Origin of the sequence: Amycolatopsis sp. lyj-346 (assembly GCF_046548975.1) — a bacterium.
GTDB lineage: Bacteria > Actinomycetota > Actinomycetes > Mycobacteriales > Pseudonocardiaceae > Amycolatopsis.
The window spans coordinates 132,452-156,738 of the sequence record NZ_JAJPWT010000019.1 but is presented as its reverse complement, the minus strand read 5'-3'; the positions used below and the strand labels follow the sequence as shown (position 1 = coordinate 156,738).

The 24,287-nt window shown below is 70.8% G+C and carries 23 protein-coding genes and 1 tRNA gene; 10 read left to right on the top strand and 14 right to left on the bottom strand.

The window, feature by feature from the left end; translation table 11 throughout:
- Positions 1-183 precede the first annotated feature (183 nt).
- From ACLJQE_RS38600 to ACLJQE_RS38585, 4 genes are all read left to right on the top strand, one after another.
- Positions 184-543, top strand: coding sequence for a hypothetical protein (locus ACLJQE_RS38600; protein ID WP_410644560.1), 360 nt, complete (start codon positions 184-186; stop codon positions 541-543).
- Positions 544-578: 35 nt separating this feature from the next.
- Positions 579-1,727, top strand: coding sequence for a DUF3631 domain-containing protein (locus ACLJQE_RS38595; RefSeq protein WP_410644559.1), 1,149 nt, complete (start codon positions 579-581; stop codon positions 1,725-1,727).
- Positions 1,728-2,013: 286 nt separating this feature from the next.
- Positions 2,014-2,202 (top strand): helix-turn-helix transcriptional regulator, encoded by a 189-nt coding sequence (locus ACLJQE_RS38590; protein ID WP_410644558.1) that lies wholly within the window; start codon positions 2,014-2,016, stop codon positions 2,200-2,202.
- Positions 2,202-3,587, top strand: coding sequence for a tyrosine-type recombinase/integrase (locus ACLJQE_RS38585; protein ID WP_410644557.1), 1,386 nt, complete (start codon positions 2,202-2,204; stop codon positions 3,585-3,587). The genes ACLJQE_RS38590 and ACLJQE_RS38585 overlap by 1 nt, the downstream gene beginning before the upstream one ends.
- A gap of 138 nt (positions 3,588-3,725) precedes the next feature.
- Here ACLJQE_RS38585 and ACLJQE_RS38580 read toward each other — a convergent pair.
- Positions 3,726-3,799: transfer RNA gene (locus ACLJQE_RS38580), tRNA-Leu, on the bottom strand.
- A 187-nt stretch (positions 3,800-3,986) separates the two neighbouring features.
- On the opposite strand from ACLJQE_RS38580, the gene ACLJQE_RS38575 reads away from it, so the two are divergent.
- On the top strand, positions 3,987-4,601 hold the full coding sequence (locus ACLJQE_RS38575) for an ANTAR domain-containing response regulator (protein ID WP_247021332.1): 615 nt from the start codon (positions 3,987-3,989) through the stop codon (positions 4,599-4,601).
- A 34-nt stretch (positions 4,602-4,635) separates the two neighbouring features.
- The gene (locus tag ACLJQE_RS38570) at positions 4,636-5,157 is read left to right on the top strand and encodes a hypothetical protein (protein ID WP_410644555.1); all 522 of its coding nucleotides are present in this window, start codon (positions 4,636-4,638) and stop codon (positions 5,155-5,157) included.
- 44 nt (positions 5,158-5,201) lie between these two features.
- On the opposite strand, the gene ACLJQE_RS38565 is transcribed toward ACLJQE_RS38570, so the two are convergent.
- The 5 genes from ACLJQE_RS38565 to ACLJQE_RS38545 form a co-directional block, all read right to left on the bottom strand.
- Positions 5,202-5,915 (bottom strand): ABC transporter ATP-binding protein, encoded by a 714-nt coding sequence (locus ACLJQE_RS38565; RefSeq protein ID WP_410644553.1) that lies wholly within the window; start codon positions 5,913-5,915, stop codon positions 5,202-5,204.
- The gene (locus tag ACLJQE_RS38560) at positions 5,905-6,678 is read right to left on the bottom strand and encodes an ABC transporter ATP-binding protein (protein WP_410644551.1); all 774 of its coding nucleotides are present in this window, start codon (positions 6,676-6,678) and stop codon (positions 5,905-5,907) included. Before ACLJQE_RS38560 ends, ACLJQE_RS38565 begins: the two co-directional genes overlap by 11 nt.
- Entirely contained in the window at positions 6,675-7,802 is a 1,128-nt protein-coding gene (locus tag ACLJQE_RS38555) for a branched-chain amino acid ABC transporter permease (protein ID WP_410644550.1), read from the bottom strand. Before ACLJQE_RS38555 ends, ACLJQE_RS38560 begins: the two co-directional genes overlap by 4 nt.
- Entirely contained in the window at positions 7,799-8,770 is a 972-nt protein-coding gene (locus ACLJQE_RS38550) for a branched-chain amino acid ABC transporter permease (RefSeq protein ID WP_410644549.1), read from the bottom strand. Before ACLJQE_RS38550 ends, ACLJQE_RS38555 begins: the two co-directional genes overlap by 4 nt.
- 110 nt (positions 8,771-8,880) lie before the next feature.
- On the bottom strand, positions 8,881-10,038 hold the full coding sequence (locus ACLJQE_RS38545; protein ID WP_410644547.1) for a branched-chain amino acid ABC transporter substrate-binding protein: 1,158 nt from the start codon (positions 10,036-10,038) through the stop codon (positions 8,881-8,883).
- Positions 10,039-10,587: 549 nt separating this feature from the next.
- On the opposite strand from ACLJQE_RS38545, the gene ACLJQE_RS38540 reads away from it, so the two are divergent.
- Positions 10,588-11,358, top strand: a complete 771-nt coding sequence (locus ACLJQE_RS38540) for an alpha/beta hydrolase family protein (protein ID WP_410644546.1) — start codon at positions 10,588-10,590, stop codon at positions 11,356-11,358.
- On the opposite strand, the gene ACLJQE_RS38535 is transcribed toward ACLJQE_RS38540, so the two are convergent.
- Both ACLJQE_RS38535 and ACLJQE_RS38530 read right to left on the bottom strand, forming a co-directional pair.
- A complete protein-coding gene (locus ACLJQE_RS38535; RefSeq protein WP_410644545.1) occupies positions 11,324-12,295 on the bottom strand; it encodes a LysR family transcriptional regulator in 972 nt (323 codons plus the stop codon). The two genes, ACLJQE_RS38540 and ACLJQE_RS38535, sit on opposite strands and share 35 nt — an antisense overlap.
- Positions 12,296-12,300: 5 nt before the next feature.
- Entirely contained in the window at positions 12,301-12,741 is a 441-nt protein-coding gene (locus tag ACLJQE_RS38530) for a hotdog fold thioesterase (RefSeq protein WP_410644543.1), read from the bottom strand.
- 62 nt (positions 12,742-12,803) lie between these two features.
- On the opposite strand from ACLJQE_RS38530, the gene polA reads away from it, so the two are divergent.
- The 3 genes from polA to ACLJQE_RS38515 all read left to right on the top strand — a co-directional run bounded on the left by polA (position 12,804) and on the right by ACLJQE_RS38515 (position 17,915).
- Positions 12,804-15,545 (top strand): DNA polymerase I, encoded by a 2,742-nt coding sequence (polA, locus tag ACLJQE_RS38525; RefSeq protein ID WP_410644542.1) that lies wholly within the window; start codon positions 12,804-12,806, stop codon positions 15,543-15,545.
- Positions 15,546-15,671: 126 nt separating this feature from the next.
- Entirely contained in the window at positions 15,672-16,211 is a 540-nt protein-coding gene (locus tag ACLJQE_RS38520; protein WP_410644627.1) for an EF-hand domain-containing protein, read from the top strand.
- Between the two features lie 102 nt (positions 16,212-16,313).
- Complete coding sequence (locus ACLJQE_RS38515) at positions 16,314-17,915, top strand: trypsin-like peptidase domain-containing protein (protein ID WP_410644540.1); 1,602 nt, start codon at positions 16,314-16,316, stop codon at positions 17,913-17,915.
- Between the two features lie 211 nt (positions 17,916-18,126).
- On the opposite strand, the gene ACLJQE_RS38510 is transcribed toward ACLJQE_RS38515, so the two are convergent.
- The 6 genes from ACLJQE_RS38510 to ACLJQE_RS38485 all read right to left on the bottom strand — a co-directional run bounded on the left by ACLJQE_RS38510 (position 18,127) and on the right by ACLJQE_RS38485 (position 24,267).
- Positions 18,127-18,699 carry a TetR/AcrR family transcriptional regulator gene (locus ACLJQE_RS38510; protein ID WP_410644539.1) on the bottom strand — a complete coding sequence of 191 codons (573 nt, stop codon included), beginning with the start codon at positions 18,697-18,699 and terminating at the stop codon, positions 18,127-18,129.
- Positions 18,696-20,591 (bottom strand): YhgE/Pip family protein, encoded by a 1,896-nt coding sequence (locus ACLJQE_RS38505; RefSeq protein WP_410644538.1) that lies wholly within the window; start codon positions 20,589-20,591, stop codon positions 18,696-18,698. Before ACLJQE_RS38505 ends, ACLJQE_RS38510 begins: the two co-directional genes overlap by 4 nt.
- Positions 20,588-21,298: an ABC transporter ATP-binding protein gene (locus ACLJQE_RS38500; RefSeq protein WP_410644537.1), complete on the bottom strand. Its 711-nt coding sequence runs from the start codon at positions 21,296-21,298 to the stop codon at positions 20,588-20,590. The genes ACLJQE_RS38505 and ACLJQE_RS38500 overlap by 4 nt, the downstream gene beginning before the upstream one ends.
- A gap of 260 nt (positions 21,299-21,558) precedes the next feature.
- Positions 21,559-22,479 (bottom strand): GNAT family N-acetyltransferase, encoded by a 921-nt coding sequence (locus tag ACLJQE_RS38495; protein WP_410644536.1) that lies wholly within the window; start codon positions 22,477-22,479, stop codon positions 21,559-21,561.
- Positions 22,480-22,501: 22 nt separating this feature from the next.
- Positions 22,502-23,419, bottom strand: a complete 918-nt coding sequence (locus tag ACLJQE_RS38490; RefSeq protein ID WP_410644535.1) for a GNAT family N-acetyltransferase — start codon at positions 23,417-23,419, stop codon at positions 22,502-22,504.
- Positions 23,416-24,267: a class I SAM-dependent methyltransferase gene (locus ACLJQE_RS38485; protein ID WP_410644533.1), complete on the bottom strand. Its 852-nt coding sequence runs from the start codon at positions 24,265-24,267 to the stop codon at positions 23,416-23,418. Before ACLJQE_RS38485 ends, ACLJQE_RS38490 begins: the two co-directional genes overlap by 4 nt.
- Between the last annotated feature and the right edge of the window lie 20 nt (positions 24,268-24,287).

Sequence of the window (24,287 nt, the reverse complement as noted above, 5' to 3'; positions counted from 1 at the left end):
ACCTAGACCCCTCCTCTAGACACCCACAGCAGTCGTGACCAGCGCACTAGTGCTCTAGACCCACTGTGCTCCGACCTGCGGAAACACCCAGAAAACCAGGCTAGCGCCCTCGCCAACCGGCCCTAGCTCTGGCTGAACACGCCCACATACCGTCACCCCGTGTGACCGACATGAGGACCCGCCTTGACCACGCACACCACCGCCGCCGGCCCGGCCACCCGGGTCACCATCCCCTTCACCGAGTACCGCGCCCTCACCCTCGACGCCGCCGCCTGGCGACTGCTGGCCACCAGCCCGCACGTCGCCGAACTCCTCGCCGAATGGATCGAGTGGGACCGCCGCCGCACGGCCCGCGAGACGTCCAACGCGGTGTCGACCGCCGCCGACTGGCGCACCCTCGCCGCCGCACCGACCTACGCCGAACTCGAACGCCGCCGCGCCGTCGTTACCCGGCCCGCCTTGACGCCGCGCCAGATCCGCGCACAGGCGGCCGCGTCCTGGGCCCGGGTTGACGCCTGGATCGCCACGCGAGAGGTCGCCTGATGACCACCACGACACCGAACGACGGGGGAGCACCGATGGGCACTTACGACCTCGAACCGTCCACTCTGGACGGGGTTGCCCTGCTCGACTCGCTACGGGCCGCCCTCATCCGGTACGTAGCTCTGCCCAACTCGGAGACCGCCGACGCCATCGCCCTCTGGATCGCCGCAACCCACGCACAACCCGCGTGGGCGCACGCGCCCCGGCTGGTGATCCGCGCGCCGGAGAAGCGCTGCGGGAAATCCCGGCTGCTCGACATCGTGGAAGCCACCTGCCACAACCCGTTCATCACCGTCAACAGCAGCCCGGCCGCCGTCTACCGGTCGGTCTCCGAAGACCCGCCCACCCTTCTCGTGGACGAGGCAGACACCATCTTCGGCCCGAAGGCCGACGGGAACGAGGACCTGCGCGGGCTGCTCAACGCCGGACACCAGCGCAACCGGCCGGCCAAGCGCTACGACGCCACCAACCAGCGCGTCGAGTCCATCCCCACGTTCGCCATGGCCGCCCTCGCCGGGATCGGGACCATGCCCGACACCATCGAGGACCGTGCCGTCATCGCCCGGATGCGCCGCCGCGCCCCCGGCGAGACCGTGGCCCCGTACCGGCACCGCCGGGACCGGCCCGCCCTGCGCGTGCTCGCCGACAACCTGCACGCGTGGCTGCGCGCCGACCTGTCCACATTGGAGACCGCCGAACCGGAGATGCCCGTGGAAGACCGCGCCGCCGACACCTGGGAACCCCTGGTCGCCGTCGCCGACCACGCCGGCGGCACCTGGGGCGACCGCTCCCGTACCGCCGTGCTCGCCCTCACCGCCGCCGCCGACGAGGACAACGACAGCAACGACCGTCAGCGCCTGCTCACCGACTGCCGCACCGCGTTCGGCGACGAACTCGCGCTGCCGACCGCCGAACTGCTGCATCGCCTACGCGCGCTGGACGAGTCGCCGTGGCGCGAGTACGGCGCGACCGGGCTCACCGCCATGAAGCTCGGCAGTCTGCTCAAGGAGTACGGCATCCGCTCGGACACCATGCGGTTCCCCGGTGCCGGGCAGGCCAAGGGCTACCGCCGGGCCGACTTCACCGACTCGTGGGAGCGCTACTGCTCCGATTCGCCGGCCAACGGTGACGGCGAAGAGACCGCCGGGGGCGCGATCCCGCTGCGCCGGGCGCGGTCGGCCTGACACCGCCGGGCGGGGTAGCCGTACCAGCCGTACCAGCCTCGTTTTCGCAGGTCAGCCCTGGTACGGCTTCCCCGCCTGGTACGGCTCAAGCCGTACCACCACAACTGCCCTGGTACGGCTCAAGCCGTACCACGAAACCAAGCCGTACCGCACCTGACCAGGCAAAACGAGGCTGGTACGGCTGGTACGGCTTACCCCCTCAGCATCGACAACCGACCACGCCAAAACGAGGAGAGCCCATGCGCATCACCGCCACCGACAGCACGACCCGAAGGGCTCACCACCGATGGCCACGCCACGCCGACACCTCACCATCGCCGAACTCTGCGAAGAACTGGCAGTAGCCCGCTCGACCTTCTACGAGTGGCGCGCCAAGAAGCGCGCGCCACGCTGCATCAAGCTCCCGAACGGGGAGATCCGCATCCGCCGGGCCGACCTTGAAACCTGGCTCGACAACTGTGAGGAGGCCGCCTGATGGACACGACCTACGACGTCAAGATCTGGAAGATCGAGACCCGCGTGAGGAAGACGAAGACGAACTACCGCGTCGTGTGGTTCGTCGCCGGCACGCGGTTCAGCGACCTCTTCGACACGTTCGCGCTCGCGGACAGCTTCCGCTCGGACCTGGTTGCCGCGTCGCGTCGTGGCGAGGCATTCGACCGCACGCAGGGTTTGCCGGTCTCCAAGCTTCGCCAGGAGAACGAAATGCCGTGGTTCGACTTCGCGTGCAAGTACATCGACATGAAGTGGCCACGGGCCGCCGGGAAGTCACGAGCCGGGAACGCTGACGCCCTCGCCAGTGTGACGCCGGCGCTGCTGGCGACGACCAGGGGAGCGCCGGACGGAAAGACGCTCCGTCGCGCGCTCACCGGGTGGGCGTTCAACACCAAACGGCGCGACGACCCGAAACCCCCGGAAGTGGAGCGGGCGTTGAAGTGGCTGGCGTCGAACACCGCGCCAGTGTCCCGACTCAACGACAAGGCCCTTCTCCGGGAAGTGCTGGAAGTGATGTCACTCAAGCTCGACGGAAAACAGGCCGCCGCGAAGACTGTCAACCGCAAGCGCGCCGTTCTGTTCAACGCGCTGGAGTACGCCCACGAACTGAAGCTGTTGGCCGCAAATCGACTTTCCGAGGTGAAGTGGACAGCCCCGAAGTCGGTGCGGGCGATCGATAAGCGCGTGGTCATCAACCCGAGGCAGGCGAGGAGTCTACTGTCCGAAGTGGAGGCACAACGGATCGAGGGGCAGCCGCGCCGGTCGTCTGGTCCGATGCTGGTCGCGTTCTTCGCTGTCATGTACTACGCGGCTCTCCGGCCGGAAGAGGCGGCCATGCTGCGCAAGTCGGACTTGCAGCTCCCCGAGGAGGGGTGGGGCGAGCTGCTGTTGTCGGAGACAGCGCCAATCACCGGCGCGGCCTGGACGGACAGCGGAGAACGTCGCGACCGCCGACAGCTCAAGCAGCGGGGAAAGGGCGAAGTCCGCGCAGTGCCGTCCCCGCCGCCGTTGACAGCGATTCTGCATACGCATTTGAGCACGCTCGGTACGGCGGCTGACGGCCGGCTGTTCCGGAACCTGACCGGGGGAGATCTCGCCGAGTCCACGATCGGCCGGGTATGGGACAAGGCCCGGAAAGGCGCGCTCTCAGAGGACGAGTACGCGTCGCCGTTGGCAAAGCGTCCCTACGATCTCCGGCACGCGTGTGTGTCCACCTGGCTGGCCGCTGGGGTGCCGTCTACACAGTGCGCGGAGTGGGCCGGCCACTCGGTGGCCGTCCTGCACCAGATCTACGCCAAGGTGATCGCCGGCCTTGAGTCGGCCGCCCACGACCGCATCGAGAAGGCCCTCGGCTGGGAGAGCTGACGGCCGGTAGCTGGGGGGCGCATGGGGGGTGGAGGGCCGTAGACGGCCGGACAGACCCGGACACCGCCGGACCAGACGAGAACGGCCCCTGACCTAATAACGCCTGGTCAGGGGCCGTTCTGTGCTGGTGGGCCACTGTGCCCCCGGAGAGATTCGAACTCTCACTGGACGGGTTTTGAATCCGTTGCCTCTGCCAGTTGGGCTACGGGGGCGTGACGTGGTGACTCTACGGGATCACCGGACCCCGCCCGCCTCCGGGGGCGGCCTCGGCGATGCCGGTGTCGCGCCCGCCACTACGTGGTGAACGCCATCTCTTCTTCTGGATCGTTCCCGGTAGGCTTCAGGTTCGCGGAACGCCGCGAGACGTCAACGCCACGCCGAGTCTTCAGGAGGACCCCGGTGACCGATCAGGCTACCGAGGCCAACGGTGCCGCCACCGTGCCGCAGCGTCGGGTGCTCGTCGCGGAGGACGAGGCGCTCATCCGGCTGGACCTTGTCGAAATGCTGCGTGAAGAGGGCTATGAAGTCGTCGGGGAGGCTGGGGATGGCGAGCAGGCCATTGCGCTGGCCACCGATCTCAAGCCCGATCTCGTGATCCTCGACGTCAAGATGCCCAAGCTGGACGGGATCGAGGCCGCGGCCAAGATCACCGGGGACCGGATTGCCCCCGTTGTCATCCTCACGGCCTTCAGCCAGCGGGATCTGGTGGAACGCGCGCGGGACGCCGGGACCATGGCCTACCTCGTCAAGCCCTTCGCCAAGCGGGACCTCGTGCCCGCGATCGAGCTCGCCGTCAGCCGGTTCTCCGAGCTGCAGGCGCTCGAGGCCGAGGTTGCCGGGCTCACCGACCGGCTCGAGACGCGGAAGGTCATCGACCGCGCCAAGGGCCTGCTCATGAGCCGCCAAGGGCTGACCGAGCCCGATGCCTTCCGGTGGATCCAGCGCACCGCCATGGATCGCCGGACCACCATGAAGGCCGTTGCCGAGGCCGTTGTCGAGAGCATCGGGAGCTAGCCGAACCCGACGGCCGGCGGGCAGAATCACCCAGGTGAAACTGCTGCCGGCCGTCGTCGCCCTCGTGTTGCTGGCAGGGTGCGAAGCAGCCCCGAGCACTCCCGCGCCCACGACCTACGAGCTGCCGCCGCGTCAGGTCCGGCCCGACGAGACCGCCCTCAAGCTGCCGCCCGCCAAGAACGGCGACACCGCGTTCACCCTTCTCGGCCTCGCCGCCGGGCTGCCCAGCATCACCGGCAGCCACACCGAGTTCCCCGCCAAGGGCCAGTTCGTCCGGCTGCGGCTCGTCATCACGAACACCGGGACCTCGAGCGTCCTGTTCGACACGAAGAGGCAGCTGCTGGTCGACGACCAGGGCACCGCGCGCCCACCCGAAGAGCAGGCCATGCTGATCAAGCGCCAGCCCGGCCAGTTCGACCTCGGGCACGGCGTGCGCGTCGAGTTCGACCTCTACTGGGACATCCCCCAGGGCCGGAAACCGGTCACCGTCAGGGTCTTCGGCGGTCCCACCATCACGGACATGAAGAACCTCAACGGCACCGACATCAAGCTGTGAGAAGGGGCCCGGCGCCGAAGCGCCGGGCCCTCAAAAAAACGATCTCAGACCCCGAGGTCGCCACCGAGGTAGGCGGCCCGCACCTTCGGGTCGTTGAGCAGTTCGGCCCCGGGAGCGCTCTGGACCACGCGGCCGGTTTCGAGCACGTACGCCCGGTCCGACAGCTTGAGCGCCTGCTGGGCGTTCTGCTCCACCAGCAGCACCGTCGTGCCGCGCTTGTTGATCTCCCGGATGATGTCGAAGATCTGCGCGATCAGCATCGGCGCCAGGCCCATCGACGGCTCGTCGAGCAGCAGCACCTTCGGCTTCGTCATCAGCGCCCGGCCGATGGCGATCATCTGCTGCTCACCACCGGACATGGTGCCGCCGAACTGCGTCTTCCGCTCGGCGAGCCGCGGGAACAGCTCGTAGACCTCGGCGAGGTCGGCCTGGAGGTCGTCCTTGCGGGTGTAGGCACCCATCAGGAGGTTCTCCTGCACCGTCATGCCGGGGAACACGCCCCGGCCCTCCGGTGACTGGCCGATCCCGAGCAGCACGCGCTTGTGCCCCGGGGTCTTCGAGATGTCCTGGCCGTTGAACAGGATCCGGCCGCTGGTGAGCGGCCGCAGCCCGGAGATCGTCTTGAGCGTCGTGGTCTTGCCGGCGCCGTTGGCGCCGATGAGGGAGACGATCTCACCCTCGTCGACCTGGATGCTCATGCCCTTGAGGGCCGCGATCTTGCCGTAGTGGACGTTGATGTCCTCGACCTCAAGAAGCATCTTCGGACACCCCCAGGTACGCCTCGATCACCTTCTGGTTGTTCTGCACCTCGTGCGGCAGCCCTTCTGCGATCTTCTGGCCGAAGTCGAGCACGGCCAGCCGGTCGCTGATGTGCATGACCAGGCCCATGTCGTGCTCGATCAGCAGCACCGTGCGGCCGTCGTCCCGGATCTTGCGGATCAGCGCCTGGAGGGCGTTCTTCTCCGCCGGGTTCATGCCCGCGGCCGGCTCGTCGAGCAGCAGCAGCTTCGGATCGGTGGCCAGTGCCCGCGCGATCTCCAGCCGGCGCTGGTCGCCGTAGGAGAGGTTCTTCGCGACGTTGTTCTCCACCCGGCCGATGCCGACGAAGTCGAGCAGTTCCCGGCCTCGCTCGCGGCCCTGCTTCTCTTCCTTGCGGTGCCACGGCAGGCCGAGCGTCGCGCCGATCGCGCCGGTCTTGTGGTGCGCGTCGACGCCCACCATGACGTTCTCCAGCGCCGTCATGTTGTGGAACAGCCGGATGTTCTGGAACGTCCGGGCGACGCCGCGCTTGGTGACCTTGAAGCGCTTCATCCCGTCGATGCGGTCGCCGTCGAAGCGGACCTGGCCTTCGGTCGGCTGGTAGACGCCGGTGACCACGTTGAACACGGTGGTCTTGCCCGCGCCGTTCGGCCCGATCAGGGCGAAGATCTCGCCCTCGTTGATGGTCAGGTTGACCTCGCGCAACGCCGTGACGCCGCCGAAGCGCATGGTCACGTTGTCGAATTCGAGCAGCGCGCTCACTTCTTCACCTCCGCCGAAGCCTCGGAGTCCGGGCCGGCCACTTCCGCGCCCATGGCGCCCATGCCGCCGGTTCCTTCCCGTAGTTCGGCCTTGCGCTGCCGCGACGGCAGCAGACCCTCCGGCCGCAGCGCCATCATCAGCACCAGCACGGCGCCGAAGATGAGGACGCGGTAGTCGTTGAACTGCCGGAACCGCTCCGGCAGCCAGGCGATCACGAACGCACCGAGGATGACGCCCGGAAGGTTGCCCGAGCCCCCCAGCACCACCGCGGCCAGGATGGTCGCGGACAGGATGAACGGGAAGTTGTTCGGCTCGATGAACACGGCCTTGCTCGCGTAGATCGTGCCGGCGAACCCGCCGATCATGGCGCCGATGGCGAAGGCGAGCAGCTTGAACTTGAACGTCGGCACGCCCATCAGCTCGGCCGCGTCCTCGTCCTCGCGGATCGCCGCCCACGCCCGCCCGACCCGGCTCTTGGTGAGCCGCACCGAGAAGACGACGACGAGCACGATGGCGACCACCATCAGGTAGTAGTACGGCGCCGGGTCGAGGAAGAACTCCATACCGAACAGCGGCTCGGGGTGCGGGACGTTCGTGATGCCGCGCGCGCCACCGATGGCGTCGGTGTTGTTCGCGGTGATCCGGACGATCTCCCCGAAGCCCAGTGTCACGATCGCGAGGTAGTCACCCCGTAGCCGCAGCGTCGGCGCGCCGAGGATGACCCCGGAGACCGAGGCCAGGAAGATGCCGAGCACCACCGTCGGCCAGTACGACCAGCCGTACGAAGTGCCGATCGACGCCCAGGTGTAGGCACCGATCGCGAAGAACGCGACGAAGCCGAGGTCCAGCAAGCCGGCGTGGCCGACCACGATGTTGAGGCCGATGGCCAGCAGGATGTACGTGCCGACCGGGAAGATCAGCACCGTCGTCCAGTCCGAATACGGGGACATGAACGCCCCGATCCAGGGGGCGGGCAGGATCAGGACCATGACGATCAGGGCGAGGTAGACGCCGTAGCGCTGCCAGTGCGGCGCGTCGGCCCACCAGTCGCGCATCCCGTCGATGGGGTGGAAACCCTTGCGCGCCGGGGTTTCGTTGTTGTCAGACACTCCGTCGCCTTTCATGCGCGTGCCCGCTGCAGGGATTCACCGAGGATGCCGGTGGGCCGGAGCATGAGCACGAGGACGAGGACCACGAACGCGGTGACGTCCTTCCACTCGGAGCCGAGGAAGATCGAGCTCCAGTTCTCGACCAGGCCCAGCACGATGCCGCCGAGGAGGGCGCCGCGCAGGTTGCCGATGCCGCCGAGCACCGCCGCGGTGAAGGCCTTGATCCCGAGGAGGAAGCCCACCCGGTAGTCGGTGTTCTCGTACTCCATGACGTAGAGCGCGGCGGCGACGCCGGCCATCGCCCCGCCCAGCAGGAACGTGATCCGCACGATGCGGTCGATGCTGACACCCATGAGCACGGCGGCTTCGGGGTCCTGGGCGGTCGCCCGGATACCGCGGCCGATGCGGGTGCGGCTGACCAGCTGGTCGAGCACGACCATCACGACGACCGCGGCGATGACGACGAAGACGTGGTCGGTGCGCACGACGCCGTTGCCGATCCTGAACAGCTCGTCGTGCGGCACGAACCGGGGGGCGTTCTGCTGGACCTTGCCCGCCTTGTCCGACAGCCACGGGATGATCGCGAGGCCGAACAGTTCCTGCAGGAACAGGGAGGCGCCGATCGCGGAGATCAGCGCGGCGAGCCGGGTGGCGCCCTTCTTGCGCAGCGGCCGGTAGGCCAGCTGCTCCAGCACGATGGCGGAGCCGCCGGACACGGCCGCCGAAGCCACCGCGATGAGCAGGAGGATGCCGATCATCCCGACCACGCCGACCGCGATCGGGGCGGTGCCGCCGGAGATGGCGATGAGGATGAACAGGGACGTCATCGTCCCGATCATGAAGATTTCGGAGTGCGCGAAGTTGATCAGCCTCAGCACGCCGTAGACCATCGTGTAGCCGAGGGCGATGAGGGCGTAGATGGAGCCGGCTACCAGGCCGCCGATGGTGCTGCCCAGAAACTGGCTCTGCAGATCTTGGAACATGACGTAGTTGCCTTACCTGACGGGGCGAGGATGGTCGCCACATTGGCGGGGAGCGGAGGTGCTGTGGTCGTCCACAGCGCCCCCGCTCCCGTTAGGTGTGTCTAGCTCCGTCAGCCGGTGATCTTGGCTTCGGTCGAAGCGCCGAGGTTCTTGATGACCCCGCCGACGACCTGGTACACGTAGATCGCGTTGGTCTGCGGCTCGCCGTTTTCCTTGAACTTGATCTGCTTCGACGCGCCCTTGAAGTCTTCCGTCTTCAGGTAGTCGTTGATCTTCTCACCGGTGGTGTTGCCGGCCTTGACCGCGTTGATGATGGCGGTCGCGGCGTCGTAGCCCTCGGTGGCGTAGATCGCCGGGTCGACGTTGAACTTCGCCTTGTACTTGGTGGCGAACTCGTTGGCGGCGCCGGCGTCCGGGATGTTGCACGGGCAGCCGATGACGGCGCCTTCGGCCGCGGCGGCACCGGCACCGGAGACCAGCTGCGGGTCGAGCGAACCGTCACCGGTGGCGAAGATGGCCTTCACGCCGCCGTCGCGGAGCTGCTTGAGCAGACGGCCACCCTGGGCGTAGTACCCACCGAAGGCGATGACGTCCGGGTTGGCGGCCTTGACCTTCTGGACCGTCGAGGAGTAGTCCGACGCGTCCTTGGCGAACTTGTCGCGCTCGGTCGTGATGCCCTTTTCCTTGAAGGTCTTCTCGAAGGCGTCCGCCAGGCCGACGCTGTACTCCTGGTCGTCCGAGATGACGTACGCGTTCTTCGGCGACTTCGCCGTGATGAGGAAGTTCGCGATGGCCGGGCCCTGGTCGTTGTCGTTCGCGACGACGCGGTGCCAGTACTTCCAGCCGTTCGCGGCGAGGCCCGGGTTGGTCGCCGAGGGCGACACGCTCGGGATCTTGCCCTGCTCGAGGACACCGCCGACGGCCTTCGACTCACCGGAGAACGCGGGGCCGATGAGGGCGGTGATCTTGTCCGTCCCGATCGCGGTCTGGACCAGCGAGGTGGCCTGCTCCGGCTTGCCCTGGCTGTCGTAGTTCTTCAGCTCGAGCTTCACCTTGGGGTTCGTGGCGTTGTACTCGTCGATGGCGAGCTTGGCGCCGTTGTTGGGCGGGATCACGATCCCGGAGTTCTCCCCGGTCAGGTCGCCCATGAACCCGATCTTCAGCGTGCTTCCGTCACCACTGTTGCTGGACGAGCCGCCGCCACCGGCGCAGCCCGCCAGCGCGAGCGACGTCGCCGCTGCGAGGGCGAGAACCCGTCCAAAACGCACTCCTGACACCGACTACCTCCCATGACCAACCAGCCGCCGGTAGGCGTTGCCCCCGACACAGGGGCTAGGTTAGGGCAGGAAGATATCCCTCTCGCCCGTCTTGTGCACAGGCGGCCTCACTACTCTGTGTCCACATCGTGACGATCGCAACCGACGCGAATTGCACGAAAAGCCGAATGATGTTTCCCTGTGGCCCGCCCCTGGTCACGCAGCGCTGCTAAGTATCGGCGCTCGTTATGCGAATGGGTGACAGCCGTGTTTCACCGGTATGTCATCGCCCATTTCGGCCACCGGACCGTGGCCGGTTTCCCATGACTCGCTGTTCACCCTGACGGGACCGCGGGGGTGCTGGGCACCGCCGTAGGGATGCACCTTACGTCCGGTTCGGGCGGCTGGACGGACCACCCCCCGCGGCAGGTCTGCCCGAAAGGCCGCCCGCCGCGGCCCGGTCGTCACAACCATCGGTTGTCGTGGCCGCCGGAACGGCTGTTGGACCCGCACCCCTCCCCGGCGGTTCGCTGGAGGCAGCCGAGAGACAGGGAGAGACGGATGGGCGAGATGATCGAGGGCGTCGCGGCGGGGGTGCCGTTCGTGGCGGTGCCGCCGGTGGACCCCGGCGTGCCGGCGGCGCTGGTGGCGGGCTGGCACCTGATGGACGCGCCGGCCGGTGAACGCGCGATGGCGGAAGCCGTCCCGATGGCGGCCCTCCAGGCGTGGCGCGTGTACTTCGGGCTCCCGCTCTCCGGGGCGCGGCTGCCCGAGGGCGGCCACGACGAGGTCTTCCGGCGCGCGAGCGAGGACGCCGTGCTGAACGTCTTCGAGCCGGTGACCAGGCAGGCGGCGGACGAGTTCCCGGCCGCGCTGGCCGAACTGCGCGACCGGCTGCCGGGCGCGACCGGGCCGCTCGGGGTGTTCGGCGGCTCGGCCGGGGCGATCGTGGCGCTGGAGGTGCTGGCGCGCGGCGACGCCGGGATCGCGGCCGCGGCGGTGGCCAGCCCGGTCGTCCAGCTCGCACCGGTGATCGCCGCCAACGAGCGGCGGTTCGGCGTGACCTACTCGTGGACCGAGCGGTCCCGCGCGGTCGCGGCGCGCCACGACTACCTGGACCGGGCCGCCGAGCTGTCCGCGCCGCTGCTGCTGGTCACCGGGGCGGCCGACGACATCGCCGTGCGTGAGCCGGCGGAGGCACTGCGCGCGAAGCTGGGGACCGAGCTGGTGACGGTCGACGGGATGGCGCACGAGTTCCCGCCGGGGACGGCGGCCGCGGCCGGGGTCGACGCCGCGTTCACCGAGTGGTTCGCGCGGCGGCTGCGAGGCTGACGTCGGCCTCCGGCAGCCAGGCGTGCTCCGGGTCGTAGGCGCACCAGTCCTCTTCGCGGCTGGTGCGCCCGGCGACGGCCAGCAGCCGCCGCAACGCCGGGTGCGCCTTGCCCCGCCGCCAGACCAGCGACCACGGGAACAACGGGGACGGCTCGAACGGCAGCACCTTCAGGTTGAGGTCCGGTGCCAGCTCCATGTCGGCGCCGGCCAGGGTGACGCGCCGCTTGCCGTACCGCGTCTGCTCGAGCGTGTGCCGCAGGTCGTAGCTGACGCCGGAGTCGTCGATCGGCACGCGGAACTCCGCGCACAGTTCCTTCAGGTAGGACAGCCATTCGGCCGGGCCGCCGAGCCCGGGCAGCCAGATCCCGTCGGCGCGCAGCTCGTCGAGGCGCAGCACGTCCTGCCCGGCCAGCGGGTGTTCCGGGGCGAGCAGCGCGACCAGTGGCTCGAGCCGGACCGGCCGGTGTTCCAGCTCTTCCGGCAGCGGCCGCCCGCAGCCGGCCACCCGGCCGAAGGCGGCGTCGAGCTCCCCGGACAGCAGCGGGTCGATCGCGTTGGCGAACCCGCGGCCGGCGACCCGGTCGATGCGCAGCCCCGGTTCGTGGGCGGCCAGCCGGCGCAGCAGGAACATGGGGGAGAGCCGGGGGTCGACGAGGTCGAGGCGCAGCGGCCGGTCCTCGGCGCCCATCGCGGCCACCGCGGCGTCGGCCACCCGCACCAGTTCGCGCGCGTGCGGGAGGAACCGTTCGCCGTCGGCGGTCAGCTCGACCGAGCGGGGGGTGCGCAGGAACAACGGCGTCGCGAGGGTGTCTTCGAGCTTCCGGATCCGCTTCGACAACGCCTGCTGGGTGAGGAACAACGTCTGGGCGGCCCGCCCGAAGTGGCGCTGCTCGGCGGTCACCACGAACGCCCGGACCTGGGCGACGTCGAGGTCCACGGGCCTCAGGCGCCCGGCGGGCGGTCCCGGACCACGCAGGTGAGCCGGGCGGTGCAGGTGCGGTGACCCTCGTCGTCGGTCAGCACGATCTCCGCGGTGATCGTGCCGCGGCCGACGTGCAGCGGCGTCGCCACGCCGGTCACCTTGCCCGTGCGGACGGCCCGGTGGTGGGTGCACGACAGCTCCAGGCCCATCGCCGCCCGGCCCGGGCCCGCGTTGAGCGCGGCGACCGTGGAGCCGAGCGCCTCGGCGAGCACGGCGTTCGCGCCGCCGTGCAGCAGCCCGTACGGCTGGAGGTTGCCCTCGACCGGGATCGTCCCGACGACGCGCTCCGCCGTGGCCTCGATCAGCTGCATGCCGACTTTGTCGTTCAGCTGCTGGTCCGAAGCTGCCGGGTCGATGCCCGCCAGCCGGTCCACGTCGATGTGGGCGGCACCGTCCGTCACGCAACGCTCCTCTTCCTATGCGACACGTAAGAGTGTCGGACCCTCAGCCTAGACTCGGCCTCGTGAGCCCGAGTGAGAAGACGACCGTTGCCAACGCCACAGGAACCACCGCCACCGCCGAGCGGCCGAAGCTGCTGCTGATCGACGGTCATTCCATGGCCTACCGCGCGTTCTTCGCCCTGCCCGCGGAGAACTTCAAGACGAAGACCGGCCAGGTCACGAACGCGGTGTTCGGCTTCACCTCGATGCTCATCAACCTCCTGCGCGACGAAGCGCCGACCCACCTGGCGGTGGCGTTCGACCTCTCGCGCAAGACGTTCCGCTCGGAGACGTACGCCGACTACAAGGCGAACCGCAGCTCGACGCCGGACGAGTTCCGCGGCCAGGTGGACCTGGTCAAGGAAGTCCTCGACGTGCTCGGCATCCCGTCGCTGGTCAAGGAGAACTTCGAGGCCGACGACATCATCGCCACGCTCACGACGCAGGCGACGGCCGACGGCTTCGACGTTCTCATCTGTACCGGCGACCGCGACGCGCTGCAGCTGGTCACCGAGCAGGTCACCGTGCTGTACCCGAAGCGCGGTGTCTCGGAGATGACCCGGTTCACGCCGGACGCCGTCGAGGAGAAGTACGGGCTCACCCCGCGGCAGTACCCGGACTTCGCCGCGCTGCGCGGCGACCCGTCGGACAACCTGCCGAGCATCCCGGGCGTCGGCGAGAAGACCGCGGCCAAGTGGATCCGGCAGTTCGGCTCGCTCGGCGACCTCATCGACCGCGTCGACGAGGTCAAGGGCAAGGTCGGGGACGCGCTGCGGGCGCACCTGAGCGAGGTCCAGCTCAACCGCCAGCTGACCGAGCTGATCCGGGACGTCGAGCTGGAAGTCGCGCCGTCCGGGCTGGAGCTGCGCCCGTGGGATCGCGAGGCGGTGCACGCGCTGTTCGACGAGCTGGAGTTCCGCGTCCTGCGCGACAGGCTGTTCGCGACGCTGCAGAGCGCCGAGCCGGAGGCCGACGAAGGCTTCGAGGTCTCGGGGGCCGCGCTCGCCCCGGGGGCGCTGGGTGCGTGGCTGACCGCGCACGCCGGCGCGGGCGAGCCGGTGGCCCTGTCCTTCCGCGCCGTGGGCACGTCGGTCCGGTCCGACCTGCGCGCGATCGCCTTCGCGACGGCCGACGGCGAAGGCGCGTACGTCGATGTCACGGCGATGGACCAAGCCGACGACGCGGCACTCGCCGCGTGGCTCGCCGACCCGGCGACCCGCAAGATCGGCCACGACCTCAAGGTGCCGCTGCACGCGATCCGCGCCCGCGGCTGGGCCGTCGCCGGGCTCACCACGGACACCGCGCTGGCGGCGTACCTGGTGCGGCCCGGGCAGCGCACGTTCGAGCTCGACGATCTCGCGCTGCGCTACCTGCACCGCGAGCTGCGCTCGGAGACCGACGGCGGCGACGGGCAGCTGTCGCTGCTCGACGGCGGCGCGGAAGGCCTGGAGCAGAAGGAGATCCAGGACGAGCTGGTCAAGGCCCGGGCGATCTTCGAGCTGGCCGGTGCGCTCGAGAAGGAGCTGGAGCAGATCGGCGGCGCGAAGCTGCTCGCCGAGCTGGAGCTGCCGCTGCTGGGAGTCATCACCGAGCTGGAGATCGCCGGCGTCGCCGTCGACCTCGAGCAGCTGACTTCGCTGGAAGCGCACTACCTTTCGCGGGTCACGCAGGCCGCCGAAGAGGCGTACGCGGTGATCGGCAAGCAGATCAACCTCGGCTCGCCGAAGCAGCTGCAGGTCGTGCTGTTCGACGAGCTCGGCATGCCGAAGACCAAGCGCACCAAGACCGGCTACACCACCGACGCCGAGGCGCTGCAGGGCCTGTTCGAGAAGACCGAGCACCCGTTCCTGCAGCACATGCTGGAGCACCGGGACGCGACGAAGCTGCGCACCACGGTCGAGGGCCTGATCAAGTCGGTCGCCGACGACGGCCGCATCCACACCACGCTGCTGCAGACGATCGCGGCCACCGGGCGGCTGTCTTCGACCGAGCCGAACCTGCAGAACATCCCGGTCCGCACCGAGGAAGGCCGCCGCATCCGTGACGCCTTCGTCGTCGGCGAAGGCTTCACCGAGCTGATGACCGCGGACTACAGCCAGATCGAAATGCGGATCATGGCGCACCTGTCGCAGGACGAAGGGCTCATCGAGGCGTTCAACAGCGGCGAGGACCTGCACACGTTCGTCGCGTCGCGGGCGTTCTCGATGCCGCCGGAGGAGATCACGCCGGAGCTGCGCTACCGCGTCAAGGCGATGTCGTACGGGCTGGCGTACGGGCTGTCGGCGTACGGGCTTTCGCAGCAGCTGCGGATTTCCACCGAGGAAGCCAAGGAGCAGATGGAGGCGTACTTCGCCCGCTTCGGCGGCGTGCGCGACTACCTCCACTCGGTGGTCGGCGAAGCGGCGAAGTGCGGGTACACGGAGACGATCTTCGGCCGCCGCCGCTACCTGCCGGACCTCAACAGCGACAACCGCCAGCGCCGCGAGATGGCCGAGCGGATGGCGCTCAACGCCCCGATCCAGGGCAGCGCGGCGGACATCATCAAGGTCGCGATGCTCAACGTCCACCGCGCGCTGGTCGAGGCGAAGCTGAAGAGCCGGATCCTGCTGCAGGTCCACGACGAACTGGTGCTGGAAGTCGCGGACGGCGAGCAGGAGCGGCTGGAGAAGCTGGTGCGCGAGGGCATGGGCTCGGCGTACGCACTGGCGGTGCCGCTCGAGGTGTCGGTCGGCTACGGCCGGTCGTGGAACGAAGCCGCGCACTGACCGTGACCTCCGGGGCTTCGCCACCCGGATCCCCTCAAGCAGGTCGCTGAGCGTCACGACCCGGATCACCGGGTCGTGGCGCGGGAGCACTCGGGCGGACGGCGCCGGGCGTCGCACGGTGCGGCGATGCTGGGCGACATGGCCAGTGACTTCCAGCGGCGCAAGATCTCCGGCGTCTTCGGTGCCATGGACGCCGACGGCGACGGGTTCCTGACGGAGACCGACTTCCGGGCACTCACCGCGCGGTGGCTCGGCCTCCGCGGCACGGACGCGGGCACGCCGGCCGGGCAGCAGCTCGCCGCCGTGATGATGGGCTGGTGGGGCACCCTCGACGACGCCGCGGGCGGTGGCGGCAAGGTCAGCCTCGACCAGGTGCTCCAGGTCGTCGACGCACTGCCGTCGATGCCGGACGCCGTCACCGGCACGGCGGAGGCGATGTTCGAGGCGGTGGACGAAAACGGCGACGGCGTCATCTCCGCCGCGGAGTACGACCGCCTCATCGCGGCGTGGAACGGCGTCGGCGCACCGTCCGACGACGTCTTCGCCCTCCTCGACTCCGACGGCGACGGCGGCCTGTCCCGCGACGAGTTCACCCGGCACTGGTTCGAGTTCTGGGCGGGCGACGACCCGGCCGCACCCGGCAGTCGCGTGTTCGGCCGCTTCTGAACGCGCGTTGTGCCGAACGGAGGACTCCGTTCGGGTGAGCTATTACCGCTGGGTAGGGAGGTCGGCGGCGGCGCGTGGCGATCACGGCGTAGGGTCCGCCGAATGGGGTTCGAGCGTGAGCGACGACGCTGGCGGGTCCGGTTGCACGACGAACTCGGCCGGGTGTGCGGCGCGGGGACGGTACTGGACGAGTACCACGTGCTCACGAGCGCGCACGTCGTCGAGACCGCCGGCGGCCCGCGATCCGCGTTGAGCGTCGACTTCGTCGGCCTGGCCGAGGCGATGCCCGGGACCGCGACCGTCGTCGAAGGCTGCTGGGTGCCGTCGGACGGCGGCGGGCACGGCGATCTCGCCCTCCTCCGCTTGGAGCGCCCCGAATCCCGCGTGTTCCGCGCCCCGCTGCACCGCATGCCGCTTGGCGAGCACCAGCTCGTCCGCGCGTTCGGGTTCCCGCCGGGCTCGGTCGGCCGGTGGACGCTCGCCCGGCTCGGCGGCCCGGAGCAGACCGGCGGCGAGTGGGTCCGCCTCTTCCGCACGGCCGAAGCCGAACCGCTCGGCCCCGGCTTCGGTGGCACGGCGGTGATCGACGAGGCGACCGGCCACGTCGTCGGCATGGTCGTCGGCAAGGACACCGGCACGTGGATGGTGCCCGTCGAGACCATGCTCGGCCACCTGCCGCAGCTGAGCATCTGGACGTCCGGCAGCCCGGCCGTCGACGCGAGCTTCTCGCGTCCGGTCGGCGAGGCCGTCGACGTCTCGTTCGTGCAGCGCGTCGCCGACTGGTTCGCGAAGGCCGAGCCGGGGACGGTCTGGGTCGTCGACACCGGTGAGGCCGGTTCGCCCGTCGCCGCGGCTTTGCGGTTCGGGATCGTGCTCGCCGACCGGGAACGTTCTCTCGGCGTGCCCGGCCTGCCGCCGGCGCTCGGCGAGACGCCGCCGCCGGGCAGCGTCGACCTGGCGGTCGACGCGACCGGCCGCACGGCGGACGCCGTCCGCCACCGCATCGCCGACCGGCTCACCACCGGCGTCGCGGGCCGCACGCTGGTCGTCGACGCGATCGACGATTCGGCGGAACCCGACCGGCTCGTCGGCGAGGTGCTCGCCCCGCTCGCCGGCCGCGCGTCCGAGCTGGGGTTGCGCCTGCTGCTCGGCTTCCGCGAGGAGTCTTCGCCGGGGGTCGCGGCGGTGCGGGCGAGCACGGGCCAGGCCCGCCCGGCCCCGGACGACCTGGCCGGCCGGCTGGAGGTGCTCACCCAGGCGGTGGCGGAGCTGGCGGAGATCGAGGCGTACCAGCTCCGCGTGGCGACCCGCTTCACGGGCGTCGCGATGTTGCCGGCCCGGGCGCAGAGGCTGCGTGGCGCGCTGAAGCAGCTTCGGTCGGCGGAGGTGGACGGCGACGCGGAGTGGGTGGAGCGCCACATCGACGGCCACGAGCACGCGGTGGCCCCGGCGGTCGAGGACGGCCGCCGTCAGCGGGCGGTGCTCGACGGGCTGGTCGCCCGCCGTGAAGAGCTGCGCACCCGCTTGGCGGGTGACGTCGAGCTGGCCCGCGAGTACGGGCTGGTGGGCGACCCGGAGATCGAGCAGGCGTACATCCCGGCGAAGAGGCTGCTGATCGACGGCCCGTGCGAGCTGACGGCCGCGGCAACAGCGGTCGACACGTACGCGGCGGCGGTCCGGGCCCGCATCGAGGACCGCGGCTGACCCTGCGGCCCGCCGGACCCCAGGCCCCAAGCGCCCCAATGTGGCCTTCGGTGCGTTCAACGCACCCAAGGTGGCCTTCGGTGCGTTCAACGCACCCAAGGTGGCCTTCGGTGCGTTCAACGCAACCAAGGCCACATTGGGGCGCTTCGGCGGGCGGGCGCGGAGCGGAGCGGAGCGGAGCGGAGCGGCGCGGAGCGGAGCAGGCTTGGCGTCAGCGGCGGCCCAGGCCGCGGATGAGGACCATCACCGCGTCCCGCACCTCGGCCCGGGTCCGGTGCGGTCCGAACACCTGCCAGTCCAGCGCGACCACCAGCATCGTGCCGAACAACCCCGCCGCCGCCGTCGGGATCTCCACGCCGTCGGGCAGCCTTCCCGCCGCCTCCAGCCGCGACAACTGCTGCTTCACGATCGAGATGATCTCCTCGCGCAGCAGCGACAGCGTCCCGTGCCACTGGCCCGGCGTCCGCCACAGCTCGCTGACCAGGATCTGGGAGAACCCCGGATACCGCGCGATGAACTCCAGCGTCGTGTCGACCTGCGCCTCGATCACGTCCAGTGGATCGGCTTCGGTCACCGCCGAGCGCAACCGCCCGGCCAGCATGTCCACGCCGTACCGCAGCAACGCGTCGACCAAGCCGTCCTTCGACCCGAAGTTGTAGTACACCGTGCCCTTCGCGACGCCCGCCGCCGCCGCGATTTCGTCGACCGTCAGGCCCACCAGGCCCCGGCTCTTCGAGAGCTCCAAAGTCGCCTCGAAGAGCTTCTGCTTCGTCGCGCTGCTCACAGGCTCAGCTCGGGCTTGAGCGCGGACACCGTCCAAACGCGACGCTTGCGCGCGGCCAATGTGGACACCAGGATCCCGCCCACCAGGTACGCCAGCAGCACGCCGATGTCACCGAGGATCTGGACGGTCGCGCCGCTGTAGAACAGGTGGCGGAAACCGTCGATCGCGTACCCCATCGGCAGGACCACGTGCAGCGGGTACAGCGCGTCCGGGATCGTCTGCCACGGGAACGTGCCGCCCGCGCTCACCAGCTGCAGGACCAGCAGCACCAGGCCGAGGAACTTGCCCACCGCGCCGAAGAACGCGTTGAGCGCGTGCACCACCGAGGTGAACGTCAGCGACACCAGCACGGCGAACCCGATCGCCGCCGGCGGGTGGGCGATGTGGATGCCGACCAGCCACGTCACCGCGCCGAACAGGACGACCACCTGCGCGACACCGAGCAGCGCCGAAGACAGCCAGCCGCCGACCGCGACCCGGAACGGCGACGCACCCGCGGTCAGCGCGCGCGTCGAGAGCGGGCGCAGGATCAGGAACAGCACGAACGCGCCGATCCAGGTGGCCAGCGAGATGAAGAACGGCGCGAGGCCGGCGCCGTACGTCCCCGCCGACGCCTCGCCGTTGGCGTTCACCGCCACCGGATCCGCGATCGTGCTGGCCGTCGCCGAGCGGGTCGGGTCGTCGGGGTTCGGGATCTGCTTGAGCCCGGCCGCGAGCCCGTCACGCAGCTTCACCGCGCCGTCCGCGAGCTGGTTCGTGCCCGTGACGGCGGTCTTCTCGCCGTCGTTGAGCTGCGAAGCGCCGTCCTTCAGCTGGTTCGCGCCGTCGGACGCCTGCGCGATGCCGCTCGCCAGCTGCGGGGACGCCGCGGCGAGCTTGGCCGCGCCGTCGGACACCTGGCGGGCGCCGTCGGCCAGCTTCGCGAGGTCGCCGTTGGCCTGCTGGATCTTGCTGTTCGCCTGGTCGACGGGGGAGCGCAGCTGGTCGGCCCGCTCGACGATCGCCTGGACCTGGGTCTCCGGCACGCCGGCGTCACGCAGGTCGGTCACGAGCTGGGTGCGGTAAGAGTCGAGCTTCCCCTGGATGTCGGACGACGCCGTCGCGGCGATCGAAGCGGCGTCGGCGACCTTCTGGTCCCCGGCGGCCACCTGCGAAGCACCGTTCGCGAGCTGCTGCGTCTGCGAAGGCAGGGACGCCGTGGCGCTCTTGAGCGTGCCCAGGCCGGTCGCCAGCGTCGACGAGCCGTCGGCGAGCTTCGCCGCGCCGTCGGCCAGCTGCTGCTGGCCCGACTTGAGCTGCGTGGCGCCGTCGGCGAGCTGCGAGGCCCCGGTCGAGGCTTCCTGGATCTTGGCGTAGATCGTGGAGAAGCCGACCAGGAACCGGTCCGCGGCCTCGCTGCCGACCTTCTCCGCGATCGTCTTGCGGACCTGCTCGGCGACCTGCTTCGCGATCGTGCCCGAGAGGTAGTTGTTGGCGTCGTTGGTGGTCAGCGTGATGGTCGCCTGCTGCGGCTGGAAGTTGCCGACCGACAGCAGCGCGGCGGAGAAGCCGCTCGGGATGCCGATCGCGAACGAGTACTTGTCGTCGCGGACGCCGTCGCGGGCTTCCTGCTCGGAGACCTCGTGCCACTGGAAGGTGCCGGACTTGACGAGCTCGTCGGTCACTTCGCGGCCGACGTTGCGTTGCTGGCCGCCGGCCTCCTTCGCGCCGGTGTCGCTGGTGAAGACCGCGGCGGGCAGCTTGTCGAGCCGGCCGTACGGGTCGTAGTTCGCGTAGAGGTAGAAGGACGCGTAGAGCAGCGGCACCAGCACGAGCGCCACCAGCGCGAGCTTCGGCAGGGTGCCGGTGGAGAGGCGGCGCAGCTCGTTGCGCGCGATCCGGAAGGCGTTCATTCGGGGACTCCGTCAGTGCTCTCGGTGAGCTCTTCGGTGGGTTCGGGGGGAGCTTCGGGGGGAGCTTCGGGGGGAGCGCAGTGTTGTGGCGCGGGTTGTTCGGCCGCGCCGATCTGCGCCGGGGTGAAGGGCAGCGCGGACGGCGGGGTCGTCGCGGTCAGGACGACGACGGCGAGGCCGCGCCCGGCCAGTTCGCGCGCCGGCCCGGCCCAGCTCTCGACGTCGCTGGTGTGCCGGTCCGGGGTGTCGAGGACGAGCAGGCGGACGCCCTTGCGCTCGGCGGCCAGTTCGGTGAGCAGCCGCGTGCGCAGAGCGGGGGAGAGGTTCTCGAAGCGCGTGCCGGCGAACGGCGCGGCGTCGTGGGCGGCGAGCCACCGGGCGACGTCCTCCTTGCCCGCCGGGCGGTGGGCCAGCGCGAGCTCCTCGCCGGCGACCACGCGCAGCGGCAGCGCGTCGTCCGGTTCGCTGACACCCGGGGCGTCGACGACGGCGACGAGCTCGGTCAGCGGAGCGTCGACGCCCTCGGCGTGCACCGTGCCGGTGGTCGGCTTGAGCCGCCCGGCCAGCGCGAGGCCGAACGCGGTGACACCGACGCCGGGTTCGCCGTGCACGATCGCCAGGTCGCCCTCGCCGACGGTCAGTGAGGTGGGCGGCAACAAGGTGCCGTGGTGTCCCTCGAGGGACACCCGATCGGCTCGGACCTGCACGGTTTCTCCCGCTTTGCGAACTTTTGAACTGACCGGTCAGTTCAAAAACTAGTCTTGGCGGGAGTTGGCGGCAAGATCACCGGACGCACGTCACACTTGTGGGTGGTTCACCGGAAGGGCGCGCGGCGGCGGCACGGCCGACTGTCGCATCCCGGCGACGGCAGCGCAGCCCGGCAGTGCCCGATGGGGGTGTTTGGGGACCGCGGTGGCCGGAAGCCGCCTCCCCGGACGAGGGTGCCGCCGGGGCGGGCGGCTCGGGCTCACCGGAGCGCCGCCGCCGGGCGTACCTCCCAGGTCGTCCACAGCGGGCGGTAACCCTGGCGGTGCCAGAACACCGAAGACAGCGGGTTGGTCGGGTTGTAGTACAGGTACGTGCGGGTCGCGCCGCCGCGGTGCAGCTCGCGGTGCACGTGGGCCATCAGTGCCCGGCCGAACCCGCCGCCGCGCTCGCCGGGGGCGGTCACGACGTTGTTCACGTACCCCCAGCGTCCCGGCGGGAGCAGCTCGCCCGCTTCGCTGCCCGGGACCGCGTCCAGCCACGCGCAGTGCGCGAACGCGCGCAGCTCGCCGTCCGCCTCGGCCAGCCAGACGGCGGGCTCGTCGGCGGCGAGTGCGTCCCGCAGGGACGGCGCCAGCAGTGCGGCCGTGTTGCCCCGGCGCGGTGCCGCGACGAGCCCGGTGTAGTCGAACGTCGCCGTCGCCAGCTCGAGTGCCGCGTCGAAGTCGCCGGGGCCGGCGCGCCGGACCGCCACCTCCGGGGCGGCCTCGGGCGGGGGCGCGGTGCGCACGCCGACCGCGGAAAGCGGCACGAGACCGTGGTCGAGGAAGGCGCGGATCGCCTCGGCGTCCCGGCTGGGCCAGACGACCAGGCACGCCGAGTCGTCGCCGGTCTCTTCCGTCTCGAGCCGGCCCTTGAGCGCGCGCAGCAGGAGGTCCATGCCCTCGGTGCCGGTGTCGCCGACGTACGGGAACAGCTGCCAGGTGTCGGCGGCCGACCACAGCATCGGGACGTCGCCGGGCGCCAGCCGCTGCCGCTGCAGCACGCCGGTGACCTGGGTGCCGTCCGCGGTCGCCGCGTCCAGGCGCTCGCCGTCGGCGGGTGGCGCGGCCGGCGGCAGCAGTGCGTCGACGGCGGCGAAGCGGGCCCGGTGCGCCGCGCGCAGAGGCTCGGAGATGTCCATGGTTTCCCCTCGGATCGCGCGGTCAGGACCAGGCGGGACGCCGGAGCCACATGGTCCACAGTGGACGATAGCCCTGCCGGTGCCAGAACACCGGCGAAAGCGGGTTCGCCGGGTGGTAGAACAGGAACGTCCCGCGCACGCCGTACCCGAGCAGCTCACGGTGCGCCACCGCCATCAGCGCCCGGCCGACCCCGCCGCCGCGGGCCGCGGGGGCGACCGACACCGTGTCGACGTACCCCCAGCGGCCCGGGAGCAGCCTGCCGTGGATGGAGTTGCCCGGCGTGGCCGAGACCAGCGAGCAGGAGGCCAGGCCGGCCGGCACGCCGCCGTCCTCCTCCGCGAGCCAGACCAGCCCGCTGAAGCGCAGGGCACGGGCGACCTCCGCGCGCAGCAACGCCCGGGCCCCCGGCCGCGGCACCGCGGCGCCGACCAGCGAGGTGTAGCGCCACTCGGCCAGCCGCAGCTCGGTCAGCGCGTCGACGTCGCCATCCCCGGCCCGGCGGACGGTGACCGGCGCCGTCCCGGGGCCGCCGGGTGCGTCCGCGGCCCGCACGGCCAGGCACGTCATCGGCGCGAACCCGTGCGCCAGCAGCACCGCGGACGCCTCGGCGTCGCGGCTCGGCCAGGTCAGCGAGCAGGCCGAATCCGGACCCGACGGCCGCCCGCGCAGCCGGTCGCGCCACGCGCCCAGCAGCGCGGCGAGGCCCGCCGCCCCACTGTCGCCCGGCACCGCGGTCAGGTCGTGGATGTCCGAGGGGCCCCAGAGCGCCGGCCAGGAATCCGGCGCGTGCACGACGTGCGTCAGCAGGCCGCCTGCCTTGCGCCCGCCGACCGTCAACACCAGCGGCTCGTTCGACGGCGACGGCGGGGCCGCGATCGGCGGGAGCAGCGGGTCGAGCGCGGCGAACCGCGCGTTCTGCTGCGCCTCGAGCGTGGTCACGAGCGGTGCGTGCGGAAGATCGCGGTGCCCGGGAACAGCTTGCCGCGCAGCGGGCTCCACTGGCCCCACACCCGCGTGTGCCCCGCCGGCCACTCGGGCTCGACCAGGTCGGTCAGGGTGAACCCGGCCGCGGCCAGCGCGCGCACGTAGTCGCCGAGGGTGCGGTGGTACTCGACGTAGGTGGCGGTGCCCTCGTCGTCGACCTCGACGTACGGCGTGCGGTCGAAGTACGGCTGGGTGACGGTGAGCCCCTGCGGGCCGGGGTCGTCGGGGAAGATCCACCGCATCGGGTGCGTCACCGAGAACACCCACGGCGCGCCCGGCCGCAGCACCCGGTGCACCTCGGCGAAGACCGCGTCCACCGACGCGACGAACGGGATCGCGCCGAAGGCCGAGCAGGCCGCGTCGAAGCTGCCCGGCGCCAGCGGCAGGTGCTCGGCGTTGGCCTGCACGAGCGGGACGGCCAGGCCGGTGCGCGTGTTGCCGTCGCGGGCGTGGCGGAGCATGCCGGCGGACAGGTCGGTCGCGACGGCGTGGGCGCCCTCGGCGGCCAGCCAGCGCGCGCACGCGGCCTGCCCGCAGCCGACCTCCAGCACCCGCTTGCCCCGGACGTCGCCGAGCAGCCGCGCCTCCGCTTCCCGGACGCCCTCCGGGCACCAGACGAAGTCGGCGTCGCCGAGGAACCCGCCGTGCTCGGCCTGGTAGTCGTCGGCGTCGGCGTCCCACCAGGCGAGGTTCGCGGCCGCGGCCTCCGGCCCGCCGACCGCGCGGTAGGCGACCGCCGCGGTGCCCAGCCGGTGCTCGGCGGCGTCGTGGCGCCCCGGCGCGGGGGCCTGCTCCGCTGGCATGATGGTGTCTCCGGTCCCGG